This is a genomic window from Stenotrophomonas sp. YJH_SMC_12-1 (assembly GCF_059370935.1).
In genome coordinates this window covers 358,982-374,332 of the sequence record NZ_JCAFUD010000002.1, presented here as the reverse complement: position 1 = coordinate 374,332, position 15,351 = coordinate 358,982, and the positions used below count along the sequence as shown (strand labels likewise).

The 15,351-nt window shown below is 66.4% G+C and carries 14 protein-coding genes; 5 read left to right on the top strand and 9 right to left on the bottom strand.

The window, feature by feature from the left end; all coding sequences use genetic code 11:
* Nucleotides 1–60: 60 nt before the first annotated feature.
* The 5 genes from ispH to murJ form a co-directional block, all read right to left on the bottom strand.
* The gene (gene ispH / locus AC5P8Y_RS05300) at nucleotides 61–1,011 is read right to left on the bottom strand and encodes a 4-hydroxy-3-methylbut-2-enyl diphosphate reductase (RefSeq protein WP_005408565.1); all 951 of its coding nucleotides are present in this window, start codon (nucleotides 1,009–1,011) and stop codon (nucleotides 61–63) included.
* 27 nt (nucleotides 1,012–1,038) lie between these two features.
* Nucleotides 1,039–1,563, bottom strand: coding sequence for a signal peptidase II (lspA, locus tag AC5P8Y_RS05295; RefSeq protein ID WP_005408564.1), 525 nt, complete (start codon nucleotides 1,561–1,563; stop codon nucleotides 1,039–1,041).
* The gene (ileS, locus tag AC5P8Y_RS05290; RefSeq protein ID WP_049404719.1) at nucleotides 1,563–4,394 is read right to left on the bottom strand and encodes an isoleucine--tRNA ligase; all 2,832 of its coding nucleotides are present in this window, start codon (nucleotides 4,392–4,394) and stop codon (nucleotides 1,563–1,565) included. The genes lspA and ileS overlap by 1 nt, the downstream gene beginning before the upstream one ends.
* Complete coding sequence (locus AC5P8Y_RS05285; protein WP_049404718.1) at nucleotides 4,391–5,338, bottom strand: bifunctional riboflavin kinase/FAD synthetase; 948 nt, start codon at nucleotides 5,336–5,338, stop codon at nucleotides 4,391–4,393. Before AC5P8Y_RS05285 ends, ileS begins: the two co-directional genes overlap by 4 nt.
* Before the next feature lie 75 nt (nucleotides 5,339–5,413).
* Nucleotides 5,414–7,018 carry a murein biosynthesis integral membrane protein MurJ gene (gene murJ, locus AC5P8Y_RS05280; RefSeq protein WP_032965638.1) on the bottom strand — a complete coding sequence of 535 codons (1,605 nt, stop codon included), beginning with the start codon at nucleotides 7,016–7,018 and terminating at the stop codon, nucleotides 5,414–5,416.
* A 117-nt stretch (nucleotides 7,019–7,135) separates the two neighbouring features.
* Here murJ and rpsT point away from each other — a divergent pair, with 117 nt between their 5' ends.
* Nucleotides 7,136–7,405, top strand: a complete 270-nt coding sequence (gene rpsT, locus AC5P8Y_RS05275; protein ID WP_005408560.1) for a 30S ribosomal protein S20 — start codon at nucleotides 7,136–7,138, stop codon at nucleotides 7,403–7,405.
* A gap of 215 nt (nucleotides 7,406–7,620) precedes the next feature.
* Here the strand turns inward: rpsT and cgtA are convergent, their stop codons facing one another.
* The 3 genes from cgtA to rplU all read right to left on the bottom strand — a co-directional run bounded on the left by cgtA (nucleotide 7,621) and on the right by rplU (nucleotide 9,441).
* The gene (gene cgtA / locus AC5P8Y_RS05270) at nucleotides 7,621–8,673 is read right to left on the bottom strand and encodes an Obg family GTPase CgtA (protein WP_033833360.1); all 1,053 of its coding nucleotides are present in this window, start codon (nucleotides 8,671–8,673) and stop codon (nucleotides 7,621–7,623) included.
* A gap of 177 nt (nucleotides 8,674–8,850) precedes the next feature.
* On the bottom strand, nucleotides 8,851–9,114 hold the full coding sequence (gene rpmA, locus AC5P8Y_RS05265) for a 50S ribosomal protein L27 (RefSeq protein WP_005408558.1): 264 nt from the start codon (nucleotides 9,112–9,114) through the stop codon (nucleotides 8,851–8,853).
* An 18-nt stretch (nucleotides 9,115–9,132) separates the two neighbouring features.
* Nucleotides 9,133–9,441 (bottom strand): 50S ribosomal protein L21, encoded by a 309-nt coding sequence (gene rplU / locus AC5P8Y_RS05260; protein ID WP_005408557.1) that lies wholly within the window; start codon nucleotides 9,439–9,441, stop codon nucleotides 9,133–9,135.
* A gap of 318 nt (nucleotides 9,442–9,759) precedes the next feature.
* Here rplU and uvrA point away from each other — a divergent pair, with 318 nt between their 5' ends.
* From uvrA to AC5P8Y_RS05245, 3 genes are all read left to right on the top strand, one after another.
* Nucleotides 9,760–12,753 (top strand): excinuclease ABC subunit UvrA, encoded by a 2,994-nt coding sequence (gene uvrA, locus AC5P8Y_RS05255; protein ID WP_049454959.1) that lies wholly within the window; start codon nucleotides 9,760–9,762, stop codon nucleotides 12,751–12,753.
* The gene (locus AC5P8Y_RS05250) at nucleotides 12,753–13,160 is read left to right on the top strand and encodes an acyl-CoA thioesterase (RefSeq protein ID WP_033833359.1); all 408 of its coding nucleotides are present in this window, start codon (nucleotides 12,753–12,755) and stop codon (nucleotides 13,158–13,160) included. The genes uvrA and AC5P8Y_RS05250 overlap by 1 nt, the downstream gene beginning before the upstream one ends.
* A 97-nt stretch (nucleotides 13,161–13,257) precedes the next feature.
* Complete coding sequence (locus AC5P8Y_RS05245; RefSeq protein ID WP_033833358.1) at nucleotides 13,258–13,983, top strand: hypothetical protein; 726 nt, start codon at nucleotides 13,258–13,260, stop codon at nucleotides 13,981–13,983.
* Nucleotides 13,984–14,026: 43 nt separating this feature from the next.
* Here the strand turns inward: AC5P8Y_RS05245 and AC5P8Y_RS05240 are convergent, their stop codons facing one another.
* Nucleotides 14,027–14,473, bottom strand: a complete 447-nt coding sequence (locus tag AC5P8Y_RS05240; RefSeq protein WP_033833357.1) for a copper chaperone PCu(A)C — start codon at nucleotides 14,471–14,473, stop codon at nucleotides 14,027–14,029.
* A gap of 34 nt (nucleotides 14,474–14,507) precedes the next feature.
* Between AC5P8Y_RS05240 and AC5P8Y_RS05235 the strand changes: the two genes are divergently transcribed.
* On the top strand, nucleotides 14,508–15,284 hold the full coding sequence (locus AC5P8Y_RS05235; protein ID WP_012479449.1) for an enoyl-CoA hydratase/isomerase family protein: 777 nt from the start codon (nucleotides 14,508–14,510) through the stop codon (nucleotides 15,282–15,284).
* The last annotated feature ends 67 nt before the right edge of the window (nucleotides 15,285–15,351 follow it).

Genomic DNA, 15,351 nt, shown 5'->3' with positions numbered 1-15,351 from the left:
TCGCACCCACCAGAGCAGTTCCAGTAGATCCACGCCATGCGTGGATGAGGCGCTTCCCGGTCAGTCGACCAGGCGCAGGCGCAGTTCCTTCGGCAGCGCGAACACCATCGATTCCGGTTCGCCGTCCAGCTCGCCCACGCCGGTGGCGCCCAGTTCGGCCAGGCGCGCCAGCACGCCATCGACCAGCACCTGCGGTGCAGAGGCGCCGGCGGTCACGCCGATGTGCTGCTTGCCTGCCACCCATGCCGGGTCGATCTCGTGCGCGCCGTCGATCAGGTACGACTCCACGCCCTCACGGCGGGCCAGCTCGCTCAAGCGGTTGGAGTTGGAGCTGTTCGGCGAACCGACCACCAGCACCAGGTCGCAGCGCTTGGCCAGATCCCGCACGGCATCCTGGCGGTTCTGCGTGGCGTAGCAGATGTCGTCGTTCTTCGGGCCCTGCATCGCCGGGAAACGCTCGCGCAGCGCATCGATGATGCCGCGCGTGTCATCCACCGACAGCGTGGTCTGGGTGGTGTAGGCGAAGTTTTCCGGCTGGTTGATCTGCAGCGTGGCAACCTGCTCCACGTCTTCCACGAGGTAGATCTGGCCGGTGCCGGCTTCGCGGTTCCACTGGCCCATGGTGCCTTCCACCTCCGGGTGACCGGCGTGGCCGATCAGCACCACGTCACGGCCGGCACGGCAGTGGCGGGCGACTTCGAAGTGGACCTTGGTCACCAGCGGGCAGGTGGCGTCGAACACCTTCAGGCCACGGCGCTCGGCTTCCTGGCGCACGGCCTGGGACACGCCATGGGCGCTGAAGATCACCGTGTTGTTGTCCGGCACTTCGTCGAGTTCCTCGACGAAGATCGCCCCGCGCTGCTTCAGGTCATCGACCACGAAGCGGTTGTGCACCACTTCATGGCGAACATAGATGGGCGCGCCCAGCGTTTCGATCGCGCGCTTGACGATCTCGATCGCACGATCGACACCGGCACAGAAACCACGCGGGTTGGCGAGCAGCACATCCATCAGTTCAATCTCCCGGCAGCGGCCGGCTTACGGCTTCGGATTGGCATTATCCGCCTTTTTGGCGGACTTGCCGTCGAACAGGCCAAACAGGGCGATGCCGATGGCACCCACCACGATGGCCGAGTCGGCGATGTTGAACGAGGGCCAGGTGTAGCTGCCCACGTACCACTGGATGAAGTCGACCACGTGGCCGTGCACCTGGCGGTCGATCACGTTGCCGATGGCGCCGCCGATGATGAGCGCATACGGCACCGCGGCCTTCCAGTTGCCGCGCGCGGTGCCGCGCAGCCACCACGCCATCAGGCCGCTGATGGCGATCGCCAGCGCGGTGAAGAAGTACTTCTGCCAGCCACCGGCGTCGCTCAGGAAACTGAACGCGGCGCCGGTGTTGTAGGTGCGGTACCAGTTCCAGAAGCCGTCGATGACCACCACCGGCTGGAACTCCGGCAGGCTCGACAGCACCCAGGCCTTGGACCACTGGTCCAGGCCGATGATGGCGGCCGACAGCAGCAGCCAGACCAGGGCGTTCGGATGCGGACGGGGCGCGGCCATCAGAACCAGCTCCGCACTTCGCCGACGCCGGTCACGTTGCTCACGCAACGGCCGCACAGTTCCGGATGGTCGGCGTTGCTGCCGACGTCGGCGCGGTGGTGCCAGCAGCGCACGCACTTGGCCTTGGTGGTCGGCTGGGCGCTGACGAACACCTCGTCGGTGGTCGCCGGGCGCACCTGCACGTCGCCACTGATGAACAGGAAGCGCAGTTCATCGGCCAGCGGCTGCCACTTCGCGGCCTGCTCCTCGTTGGCGGCAATGGTGATCTCCGCTTCCAGCGCGGCACCGATGGCGCCGTTGGCACGCATCGGCTCGAGCACCTTGGCCACCTGCTCGCGCACAGCCAGCAGCTGGTCGAAGTCGGTGGCGTTGAGCTGGGCATCGGCCGGCAGCGGCGCCAGGCCGTCGTACCAGGTGGTGAACAGCACATGGCCGGCATGCTCGCCCGGCAGGTAGCCCCACAGCTCGTCGGCGGTGAAGGTCAGGATCGGCGCCACCCAGCGGGTGAACGCTTCGGCGATGTGGTACATCGCGCTCTGTGCCGAACGGCGACCGTGCGAATCGGTCGGCATCGTGTACAGGCGATCCTTGGTCACGTCCAGGTACAGCGAGCCCAGGTCCACGCTGCAGAAGTTCAGCAGCAGCTGCACGATCTCGGCCATGTTGTAGCCGTCGTAGGCCGCCTTGATCTTCTCCTGCAGCTCCCACGCGCGATGCACGATCCAGCGGTCCAGCGCGACCATCTGGTCGAGCGGACGCAGGTGCTGGGCCGGATCGAAACCGTCCAGGTTGCCGAGCAGGAAGCGTGCGGTGTTGCGCAGGCGGCGGTAGGCATCGGCATTACGCTTGAGGATCTCCTGCGACAGCGACATCTCGTTGCTGTAGTCGGCCGAGGCGATCCACAGGCGCAGGATGTCCGCGCCCAGCTTGTTCATGATGTCCTGCGGCTCGATGCCGTTGCCCAGCGACTTGGACATCTTGCGGCCGTGCTCGTCCACGGTGAAGCCGTGGGTCAGGCACTGCTTGTACGGGGCGCGCTTGTCGATCGCCACGCCGGTCAGCAGCGAGGACTGGAACCAGCCGCGGTGCTGGTCGGAACCTTCCAGGTACAGGTCGGCCGGCTTGCCGAAGCCACGCGCGGCGAGCACGCCTTCATGGGTCACGCCCGAATCGAACCAGACGTCGAGGATGTCGGTGACCTTTTCGTAGTCGGCGGCTTCAGCGCCCAGCAGTTCGGCGGCATCCAGCGAGTACCACACGTCAATGCCCTCGGCTTCGACGCGGTCGGCGACCTGCTGCATCAGCTCCACCGAACGTGGATGGATCTCGCCGGTCTGCCGGTGGGTGAACAGTGCGATCGGCACGCCCCAGGTGCGCTGGCGCGAGATGGTCCAGTCCGGGCGACCGTCGACCATGCTCTGGATGCGCGCCTTGCCCCAGGTCGGGAACCAGCCGACGGTGTCGATGGCGGCCAGCGCATCGTTGCGCAGGTTGGCCTTGTCCATCGAAATGAACCACTGCGGGGTGGCGCGGAACACCACCGGCGTCTTGTGGCGCCAGCAGTGCGGGTAGCTGTGGCGGATCGGATGGAACGCCAGCAGCGAACCGTTGTCGCGCAGCACGCCGACGATGGCCTCCTGCGCCTTCCACAGGTGCTGGCCAGCCAGCACCACGTCACCGGCCGGCGGGGTCGATTCCAGGTACACGCCACGGCCGTCGATCGGGGTCACCTGGCCGGCGTTGTACTTGTCCAGCAGGCCGTACTTCTGGCTGACCACGAAGTCTTCCTGGCCGTGGCCGGGGGCGGTGTGCACCGCACCGGTACCGTCCTCGTCGGAGACGTGGTCGCCGTTGAGCACCAGGATCTCGCGCTCCGGGTAGAACGGGTGCGCCAGCAGCTGGTTCTCCAGCGCCGCACCGGTGGTTTCACCGTGCAGCACCACGTTTTCGACGCCATAGCGCTGCAGCGCGCGCTCGGCCAACGCCGCAGCCAGCACCAGCCAACGGCGCTTGCCGTGGTGCGCCGGGCCTTCGGCCAGCACGTAGGTGATCTCCGCGCCCAGCGACACCGCCAGCGAGGCCGGCAGCGTCCACGGGGTGGTGGTCCAGATCGGTACGGCCACGTCCACGTCGGCCGGCACGCTCACGCCGAACGCCTGGCCGATGGCCTGCGCATCGCGTGCGGCGTAGGCCACGTCGATCGCCGGCGATTCCTTTTCCTGGTACTCGATCTCGGCCTCGGCCAGCGCCGAGCCACAGTCGAAGCACCAGTACACCGGCTTGGCACCACGCACCAGGTGGCCGTTGGCCACGACCTTGGACAGCGCACGGATCTCGTTGGCTTCGAAGTCGAAGCTCAGGGTCTTGTACGGGTTGTCCCAGTCACCGGTCACGCCCAGGCGCTTGAAGTCCACGCGCTGGATGTTGATCTGCTCTTCGGCGAACTCGCGGCACTTCTGGCGGAATTCAACGGCGTCGAGCTTGGTGCCGACCTTGCCCCACTTCTTTTCCACCGCGATCTCGATCGGCAGGCCATGGCAGTCCCAGCCCGGCACGTAGGGCGCATCGAAGCCGGCCAGGTAGCGCGACTTGACGATGATGTCCTTCAGGATCTTGTTGACCGCGTGGCCCAGGTGGATGCGGCCGTTGGCGTACGGCGGGCCATCGTGCAGCACGAACAGCGGGCGGCCGGCGGCGTTGTCGCGCAGCTGCTGGTAGAGCCCCTGCTCTTCCCACCGCGCCAGAATGCCCGGCTCGCGCTTGGGCAGATCGCCGCGCATCGGGAATTCGGTGGCTGGCAGGTTCAGGGTGGTCTTGTAGTCCTGGCTCACGCAGTGGCTCGCAATCTATGTTCGGAAAGGATGGCGCGCGCCTGTTCGGCGTCGCGGTGCATCTGGTCGGTCAACGCCGCCAGATCATTGAATTTCTCTTCGTCGCGCAGCTTGGCGACGAACTCCACATCGATGTGGCGCCCGTACAGGTCGCCCTGGAAATCGAACAGGTGGGCTTCCAGCAGCGGCTCCACGCCCTCCACCGTCGGGCGGGTGCCGAAGCTGGACACCGACGGCCACGGCTGGTCGAACACGCCATGCACCCAGGTCGCGTAGATGCCCGACAACGCCGGGGTCTTCGGGAACCGCAGGTTGGCGGTGGGGAACCCCAGCGTACGGCCGAGCTGGCGCCCGCGCACCACCCGGCCGCTGATCGCGTACGGACGGCCCAGCAGGTCGTTGGCACGGGCGAAGTCGCCCTGCTGCAGCAGCTGGCGGATGCGGGTGCTGGAAATGCGTTCGCCATGCAGGTCGACCGCTTCAATTTCGCCCGCAGTGAAACCCAGTTCGGCACCCATTTTCTGCAGCAGAGCCAGGTCGCCACGGCGGCGGTTGCCGAAGCAGAACTCCGGGCCGATCCAGACCTCACGCGCACTCAGGCGCTTGACCAGCAACTGGCGCACGAAGGCCTCGGCCGGCATCGCTGCCATCGCCGCGTCGAATCGCAGCAGGCCGACCGCATCGACACCGAGCTCGCGCAGGATCTCGACCTTGCTGCGCGCCAGGGTCAGCCGCGGCGGCGGTGTGCCCTGGGCGAAGAACTCACGCGGCAGCGGCTCGAACGCCACGGCCACGGCGGCCACGCCCAAGGCGCGCGCGCGGGCAACCGCGTGGCGGACCAGCGCACGATGGCCCAGGTGGAGGCCGTCGAATGCACCGATACAGACCACGCTTCCGTTGGGGAACAACCCCCCGCCCTCGACGCTTCTGAACAGCCTGCTCATCAACTCTCGTTCCGGCCCGACCGGGGCCGCCGCTTCAATGGTGTAACCCTGAAGTATAGCCGCCACAAGCCGCGATCAATGCCCACGCAGATCGCGCGGGCGGAAGCCCATCGCCAGCATGGCTACCGCGTAGGTGGCACCGCCACCGCCGACCAGCAGCGACAGGCTGCCGATCCGCTCCCACACGCTCATCGCCGAGAAGCCTGGCAGCCAGTGCAGCAGGGCCAGCAGCACACCAACCATGGCCGCACAGGCCAGCAGCAGTCGCAGCAGATAGCCGCCCCAGCCCGGCCGGCGCTGGTAGACGTCGGTCTTGCCCAGCCAGTACCACAGCAGGCCCAGGTTCAGGTAACTGGACAGTGCACTGGCAATGCCCAGCGCCAGATGCAGGCCCGGCTGCTTGCCGATGGCCGCCATCACGCCCTGCGCCTTCAGCTCGTCCGGCACCATGACCTGGTACAGCACCGCCAGCAGGGCGAAGTTGAACACCATGTTGGCCACCAGCGCGGCCACACCCGCGCGCACCGGGGTCTTGGTGTCCTGGCGTGCGTAGAACGCTGGCAACACCACCTTCAGCAGGGCGAACGCCGGCAGGCCGAAACTCAGGCCGTACACCGACAGCGCGGTCATGCGGGTATCGAAGGCACTGAACTGGCCGTGCTGAAAGATGGTCGCGATCAGCGGTTCGGCCAGCAGCAGCAGGCCCAGCATGGCCGGCACCGAGATCAGCAGGGTCATGCGCAGGCCCCAGTCCAGCGAGCGCGAGAAGCCTTCGCGGTCGGTGCTGACGTGGTGACGGGCCAGCGCCGGCAGGATCACCGTGCCCAGCGCCACGCCGAACACGCCCAGCGGCAGCTCCAGGAAGCGGTCGGCCAGCGACAGCCAGGACTGCGAGCCATCGGTCAGCTTGGCCGCGATGACGGTGTCCAGCAGCAGGTTGATCTGCGCCACCGAGGAGCCGAACAGGGTCGGCACCATCAGCGTCATCACCTTGCGCACGCCCGGATGGCTCCAGCCCCAGCGCGGCAGGGTCAGCAGGTTGATGCCCTTCAGCGAGGGCAGCTGGAACAGCAGCTGCAGGATGCCGGCAGCCAGTACCGCCCAGCCCAGCGCCAGGATCTGCTTTTCCGGGGTGCCGCCCAGCCGCGGGGCCAGCCACAGCGCGCCGGCGATCATGCACAGGTTGAGGATGACCGGGGTCAGCGCCGGCATGGCGAAGCGCTGGAAGCTGTTCAGCGCGCCGCCGGCCAGGGCGGTCAGCGACACGAACAACAGGAACGGGAAGGTCAGGCGGAACAGGTCGACCAGCAGGCCCTGCTTGACCGGATCGGTATCAACGCCACTGGAGAAGACCGAGGCCAGCTGCGGCGCGAAGATCAGCGCCAGCGCAGTGACCAGCATCAGCACCCCGCCCAGGGTGCCGGCGGTGCGGGCCATCAGTTCACGCAGCTCGGCGTGGCTGCGGGTCTCCTTCACTTCCGTGAACACGGGCACGAAAGCGGTGGCGAAAGAGCCTTCGGCGAACAAACGCCGCAGGAAATTGGGTACCCTGAAGGCGACCCAGAAAGCATCAGTGATGGCGTTGGTGCCGAACGTGGTGGTCACCACGAAGTCCCGGACAAGTCCGAGAACGCGCGAGACCATGGTCATGCTGCTGAACGACAGCAGGCCCCGCAACAACTTGGGTGAACTCACTCAGCGTCCCTCTTGACAATCGACTTGACGTGCATTTCTTACGCCATCATACTAGCTAGCTTGCTGTTCCCATAACACCGATTTTTTCAGGAAACCACCACCGTGGCCAATATCAAGTCCGCCAAGAAGCGCGCCAAGCAGACCGTCGTGCGCAACGCGCGCAACGTGGCTCAGCGCTCGATGCTGCGCACCGCTGTCAAGAAAGTGATCAAGGCGCTGGACGCCAACGATGCCGCCGGCGCCGAAGCCGCCTTCGCCGTTGCCCAGCCGATCCTGGATCGCTTCAGCGCGCGTGGCCTGATCCACAAGAACAAGGCTGCTCGCCACAAGAGCCGCCTGAACGACCGCATCAAGGCCCTCAAGGCCGCCTGATCCGGCGTTGCCGCCCTGCCCTTAGGGGCCGGGCAGCAGACAAGAACCCGGCCCCGGCCGGGTTTTTTGTTGCCAGCGATCCACGGGGTCCGCGCGATCCGGTAGTGCCGGCCGCTGGCCGGCAACCCCGAGGAATGCCGGCCAGCGGCCGGCACTACCGGGGAACAAAAAAAACCCGGCCGAAGCCGGGTTTTTCGCATGGAACCACAACAGCATTAACGCGCGTCGCGGGCTTCCTGCTCTTCTTCCTTCTGGCGATCGAAGAAGGCCATGATCCGGCTCATGATCGGGAAGGTGCCTTCGCGACCCAGCGCGGAGACCAGGAACCACGGCTCCTTCCAGCCCAGCTCGGCGACGATCTGCTCGGCCGCAGCCTTCGCTTCATCCTCGAACATCAGGTCAGCCTTGTTCAGCACCAGCCAGCGCGGCTTCTGCAGCAGTTCCGGATCGTGCTTTTCCAGCTCGCGCTCGATGGCGCGTACCTGCTCGACCGGAGAAATGCCTTCCACCCCACCCTCCATCGGCGAGATGTCCACCAGGTGCAGCAGCAGGCGGGTGCGCTGCAGGTGGCGCAGGAACTGCGCACCCAGGCCGGCACCGTCGGCCGCGCCTTCGATCAGGCCCGGGATGTCGGCAATCACGAAGCTGCGGTAGTTTTCCACCTTCACCACACCCAGGTTCGGGTACAGCGTGGTGAACGGGTAATCGGCCACCTTCGGCGTCGCCGCCGAAACGGCACGGATCAGGGTGCTCTTGCCGGCGTTGGGGAAGCCCAGCAGGCCGACGTCGGCCAGCAGCTTCAGCTCCAGCTTCAGCGTGCGCTCCTCACCCGGCTCGCCCGGCAGCGCCTGGCGCGGCGAGCGGTTGGTCGAGCTCTTGAAGTGCATGTTGCCCAGGCCACCGCGGCCGCCCTTGGCCACCAGCAGGCGGTCGCCGTGCTGGGTCAGGTCGCCGATGACTTCATCGGTGGCAACGTTGATCACTACGGTGCCGACCGGCACGGTGATGGTCAGGTCTTCGCCGCCCTTGCCGTAGGCCTGGCGGCCCATGCCGTTCTCGCCACGCTGCGCCTTGAAGATGCGGTCATGGCGGAAGTCGACCAGGGTATTCAGGTTTTCGTCGGCGCGGATGTACACGCTGCCGCCCGCACCGCCGTCGCCGCCGTCCGGGCCGCCGAGCGGAATGAACTTCTCGCGACGGAAGCCAATGCAGCCGTTGCCGCCGTTGCCGGCGAACACTTCGATTTCTGCTTCGTCTACCAGTTTCATTGTTTCGATGCCTGCGATGGGCGCGGCCTGCCGGCCGCCACCTTGAATGTTATGCCTGCCGATGGCCGGCAGCCCGGCCTGGCCGGTCTTGCTTCAACTCTAACGAAAAGCCCCGCCGAAGCGGGGCTCTTCATGCAGCACCCCCATGCCGAGGCACGGGCGCCGGCGATGCCTGGATCAGGCGTCAGCCGAGACGATGCTGACGGTGCGACGCTTCTTGGCGCCCTTGACCGAGAACTCCACCTTGCCGTCCACGAGGGCGAACAGGGTGTGGTCACGGCCCAGGCCAACGCCGGTGCCCGGGTGGAACTGGGTGCCGCGCTGACGCACGATGATGTTGCCGGCTTCGATGGCCTGGCCGCCGAAGATCTTGACGCCCAGGTACTTCGGGTTGGAGTCGCGACCGTTGCGCGAGGAGCCTACGCCCTTTTTATGTGCCATGACTGCTTCTCCTGATGCTTAGCCGGCGATGCCGGTGATCTCGATTTCGGTGTAGTACTGACGGTGACCCTGACGCTTCATGTGGTGCTTGCGGCGACGGAACTTGATGATCCGGACCTTGTCAGCACGACCCTGGGACAGGACCTTGGCGGTGACGGCAGCGCCCTTCAGCGCATCGCCCAGCTTCACGCCGTCGCTGTCACCCAGCATCAGGATGTTGTCAAACTTGATCTCGCTGCCGACTTCGACTTCGAGCTTTTCAATGCGGAGCTTTTCGCCCTGCGCCACGCGGTATTGCTTACCGCCGGTGACCAGTACTGCGTACATGACCAGGCCTTCCTCTGTAGTTATTGTGGTCTGAGCTGCCGCCATCGAGGGCGGACAGGAGCGGAATTTTACGCAGATCAGCGGGCGCGGGTCAAGTCAACCCCTGAACGTCGAAGGAGACGGCACCGGAAAGGGGTCAGAACCCTTTTCACGCCGTCAGCCAGGGATCTGACCCCTGGCTGACGGCCTGTCTCACAAGGTGAGACACCGGGCTGGCAATGTCGCCCATTGCCCCCATCTGGTCACCTCGGTAGGCTGACCGATTGCCGTTCCCTGCTGGCCCGGCACCCAGCCAACGCCCCCACAACCGGATCCCCCATGGCGATGGATTTCATCCGCATCCGCGGCGCGCGGACGCACAACCTGAAGAACCTCGACCTCGACCTGCCCCGCGACAAGCTGATCGTGATCACCGGCCTGTCCGGCTCGGGCAAGTCCTCGCTGGCGTTCGACACCATCTATGCAGAAGGCCAGCGCCGCTATGTCGAGTCGTTGTCGGCCTATGCGCGCCAGTTCCTGAGCGTGATGGAAAAGCCGGACCTGGACCACATCGAAGGCCTGTCCCCGGCCATCTCGATCGAGCAGAAGTCGACCTCGCACAACCCGCGTTCGACCGTCGGCACGATCACCGAGATCTACGACTACCTGCGCCTGCTGTACGCCCGCGTCGGCACCCCGCGCTGCCCGGACCACGGCTATCCGCTGGAAGCGCAGACGGTCAGCCAGATGGTCGACCAGGTGCTGACGCTGGACCCGGAACAGCGCTACATGCTGCTGGCGCCGGTCATCCGCGACCGCAAGGGCGAGCATGCGCAGGTGTTCGACCAGCTGCGTGCGCAGGGCTTCGTCCGTGTGCGCGTGGACGGCGAGCTGCATGAAATCGACGCGGTGCCGCCGCTGGCACTGCGCCAGAAGCACACCATCGAGGCGGTGATCGACCGCTTCCGCCCGCGCGAGGACATCAAGCAGCGCCTGGCCGAGAGCTTCGAGACCGCGCTGAAGCTGGGCGACGGCATGGCCTCGGTGCAGAGCCTGGACAACACCGGAACCGCGCCGACGCTGTTCTCCTCCAAGTATTCCTGCCCGGTCTGCGATTACTCGCTGCCGGAGCTGGAACCGCGCCTGTTCTCGTTCAACGCACCGATGGGCGCCTGCCCCGGCTGCGATGGCCTGGGCATGGCCGAGTTCTTCGACCCCTCGCGCGTGGTGGTGCATCCCGAACTGTCGCTGGCCGCCGGTGCGGTGCGCGGCTGGGATCGTCGCAACGCCTATTACTTCCAGCTGATCGCCTCGCTGGCCAAGCACTACCGGTTCGACGTCGACGCGGCGTGGAACTCGCTGCCGGCCAAGGTGCAGCAGGCCGTGCTGTACGGCAGCGGCGACGAAGCGATCACCTTCACCTACTTCACCGAAGCCGGTGGCCGCACCCAGCGCAAGCACCGCTTCGAGGGCATCATTCCCAACCTCGAACGCCGCTACAAGGAAACCGAGTCGCCGGCGGTGCGCGAAGAACTGTCCAAGTACATCAGCGAGCAGCCGTGCCCGGAATGCCACGGCGCGCGCCTGAACAAGGCGGCTCGCAACGTGTTCGTGGCCGACCGCCCGCTGCCGGACCTGGTGGTGCTGCCGATCGACGAGGCGCTGAAGTTCTTCAGCGAACTGAGCCTGCCGGGCTGGCGTGGCGAAATCGCCGCGAAGATCGTCAAGGAAATCGGCGAACGCCTCGGCTTCCTGGTCGATGTGGGCCTGGATTACCTGACCCTGGAGCGCAAGGCCGACACCCTGTCCGGTGGCGAGGCGCAGCGCATCCGCCTGGCCAGCCAGATCGGCGCCGGCCTGGTCGGCGTGATGTACGTGCTCGACGAGCCGTCCATCGGCCTGCACCAGCGCGACAACGAACGCCTGCTCGGCACCCTCACCCGCCTGCGCGACCTCGGCAACACGGTGATCGTGGTGGAGCATGACGAGGATGCGATCCGCCTGGCCGACTATGTGCTGGACATCGGCCCGGGCGCGGGCGTTCATGGCGGCGAGATCGTCGGCCAAGGCACCCTGCAGGACATCCTGGAGGCACCGCGCTCGCTGACCGGCCAGTACCTGTCCGGCAAGCGCGCGATCGAGATTCCGGCGCGCCGGCACAAACCGAATCCGAAGATGACCCTGCACCTGCGCGGGGCCAGCGGCAACAACCTGAAGGGCGTGGACCTGGCGATTCCGTCGGGCCTGCTGACCTGCGTGACCGGCGTGTCCGGCTCGGGCAAGTCGACCCTGATCAACGACACCCTGTTCTCGCTGGCCGCCAACGAGATCAACGGTTCCTCGCACCCGATCGCCCCGTACAAGGAGATCGATGGCCTGGACCTGTTCGACAAGGTGGTGGACATCGACCAGTCGCCGATCGGCCGCACCCCGCGTTCCAACCCGGCCACTTACACCGGCCTGTTCACTCCACTGCGCGAACTGTTCGCACAGGTGCCTGAAGCGCGCGCGCGTGGCTATTCGCCGGGCCGCTTCAGCTTCAACGTGCGCGGCGGCCGCTGCGAAGCCTGCCAGGGCGACGGCCTGATCAAGGTCGAGATGCACTTCCTGCCGGACGTGTACGTGCCGTGCGATGTCTGCCATGGCAAGCGCTACAACCGCGAAACGCTGGAGATCCTGTACAAGGGCTTCAACATCAACGACGTGCTGGAAATGACCGTCGAGGATGCGCTGAAGCTGTTCGAGCCGGTGCCGTCGATCGCGCGCAAGCTGGAAACGCTGGTCGACGTCGGCCTGAGCTACATCAAGCTGGGCCAGAGCGCGACCACGCTGTCTGGTGGTGAAGCGCAGCGCGTGAAGCTGTCCAAGGAACTGTCGCGCCGCGATACCGGCCGCACCCTGTACATCCTCGACGAGCCGACCACCGGCCTGCACTTCCACGACATCGAAGCGCTGCTGGGCGTGCTGCACAAGCTGCGCGACGAGGGCAACACGGTGGTGGTGATCGAGCACAACCTGGACGTGATCAAGACCGCCGACTGGATCGTCGATCTGGGCCCGGAAGGCGGGCATCGCGGTGGCACCATCCTGGTCACCGGCACGCCGGAAGACGTGGCGGCCTGCCCGCAGTCGTACACCGGCCAGTTCCTGGCCCGCATGCTGCCATCCACCAGCGCGCGCCCGGAACAGCCGGCCGCCGTGGCCAACAAGCCCGATGCCCGCCCGCCGCGCAAGGTGAAGCCTGAGAAGCCGGCCAAGGTGGCGAAGAAGGCGGTGGCTACCAAGAGCACCGGCAAGGCCAGCAAGAGCACGACCAAGAAGAAGGACGCCTGATGAGCAGCGAACACAAGATCCTGGCCCGCATCCCGATCAGCGTGCGCTGGCGTGACATGGACAGCATGGGCCACGTCAACAACGCCAAGTACATTTCCTACCTGGAGGAAGCGCGCGTGCGCTGGATGCTGGGCGTGGACGGCGTATCGATGACCGACCGCATCGCACCGGTGGTGGCCGCGACCAACGTCAATTACCGGCTGCCGATCGTGTGGCCCAACGACATCGTGGTCGAACTGTTCGTCGAGCGCCTGGGCAACAGCAGCGTGACCATCGGCCACCGCATCGTCGATCAGCAGGACGATTCGAAGCTGTATTCCGATGGCAACGTGGTGGTGGTCTGGATGGATACCCAGACCGGCAAGAGCGCACCGCTGCCGGAGGCGATCCGCAGCGCCTCTACCTGACGCGCCCTGGTGGGTGCCGACCTTGGTCGGCACGCTTTGGCTGCAATGAGGTTGCCGGCCAGCGGCCGGCACGACCGACACTGATCAAAGGACTGACATGATCCACAAGACCGAACTGCGCGACCTGCTGCCCGGCATGGTCCCCTTCCCCACCGACGTCTTTCCCGCCGACCAGGCCTGGCTCGGCCAGCACCTGCTGCCGCTGCTGAAGATCGACCTGGGCGTGCTGCGCCCGGAACTGGCTGGCCAGGTGGCAACGATGCTGTGCCCGATCGAGCCGTACGACGGCTGCATCGGCGAGACCACCGAAGACCACCACAACGATTTCACCGGCACCAACTGGATCGCCTTCGAACTGACCGCCGGCAACCAGATGCGCTTCCTCGGCAACGAGGGCTATTTCATCGGCGATGCGGTACAGGACAAGGACGCACAGGAACACATCGCGCAGATGCGCGAGAGCTACGCCAAGGCCCGCGACTACCATGCCACGCACGGTCGTCTCGCCTGCTACTCGCGCTACGGCAAGGGTGAGGCCAGCGAGCGCGATTATCTGGATACGCTGGGTGGCCCCATTGGTTTCGGCAACTGGACCGAGACCGCGGAGATTCCCGCAGCCTTCGAACTGGGCTTCACCGAGGCGGCCGATGACCCCAACGCTGCGGACGATGCCGAAACGGTGATCATCACCCGCAATGGCAACAAATTCTTCGCCGTGGCCGACGTAGCCGGCTACAACTGGTGCGCCACCGGTGCCGACGCGATCGTGATGCTGTACGAGCCGGTCAGCCGCACGGTGCTGTTCTCTTACGACTGGTCGTAAGCCTGTTTGGTAGTGCCGGCCGCTGGCCGGCACTGCCATCCCGCTACGGCGCGGCCTTGCGCACGGTCAACGTCGCACTCGCTTCGCTACCACCTTCCAGCTGCAGCCGCAGCGGCAGCACCTGCCCTTCCTTCAACGCACCCTTGCCCTGCATCAGCATCAGGTGCAGGCCACCGGGTTTGAGCTCGGCACGCGCGCCGGCTGCCAGCGGCAGGCGCTCGATCGCGCGCATCCGGCTGACCCCGTCGACAATCGTGGTCTCGTGCAGCGACACATCACCGAAGCTGCTGCTGGTCGCGCCGGTGATCGCCATCGCCTTGCTGCAGCCGTTGTGGATGACGCCGTAGCCGGCGGTCATCGGCATTGCCGGATTCGGAGGCAACCGCGCCCAGCCCTGCTCCACCGTGACGCACGCCGGTTCGGCGGCCGAGGCCGATGCTGCGGTCGCACACAGGACCCACAGTACGCCAACGAATGGTTTGGTTATCATCGCCCAGGTTCCTTCTTCGCAACGAGACCGCAGCATGACGACGCTCATCGAGGTGATCAACCATGGCCCCATCCGCGAACTGCGCCTGGCACGGCCGCCGGTCAACGCACTGGACACCGAACTGTGCCGGCAGTTGATCCATGCCATCGAGCTGGCCATGGCCGAAGACGCGCATGGCATCGTGCTGTCGGGCAGCGAGCGCGTCTTCACCGGCGGCATGGACGTGCCGCACCTGCTCTCGCATGGCGATGACAAGCACAAGTTGTTGGACACCTGGAACGCCTTCTTTGGCGCCGTGCGCACGCTGGCCGAGAGCCGCATTCCGGTGGTCGCGGCGATCACCGGCCACGCCCCGGCGGGTGGCTGCGTGCTGGCCCTGTGCTGCGACTACCGGGTGATGGCGCGCAGCGCCGATCCGTCGCGGCCGTATGCCATCGGCCTGAACGAGGTGCAGGTGGGCCTGATTGCGCCGGAGGGCATCCAGCGCCTGCTGCGCCGCGCGGTGGGCGTGCACCGCGCCGGCGTGCTGCTGACCACCGGTTCGCTGGTGCCGGCCGAACAGGCGCTGCAGATCGGCCTGGTGGATGAGCTGGCCGAGGGAGACCTGGTGGTGGCACGCGCCATTGCCTGGCTGCAGAACCTGCTCAAGCAGCCGCGCCAGCCGATGCTGCTGACCCGCGCGATTGCCCGTGCCGACCTGCATGAGGCGCTGCACCCGGACCTGATCCAGCTGGACCGCTTCGTCGAGGCCTGGTTCGCCCCGGATGCACAGAACGCGCTGCAGGCCCTGGTAGCCCGGCTCGGCAAGTAAACGGTAGTGCCGGCCGCTGGCCGGCAACCAGGCAATCCTTCCGGGACGCCTGAGGCTGCCGGCCAGC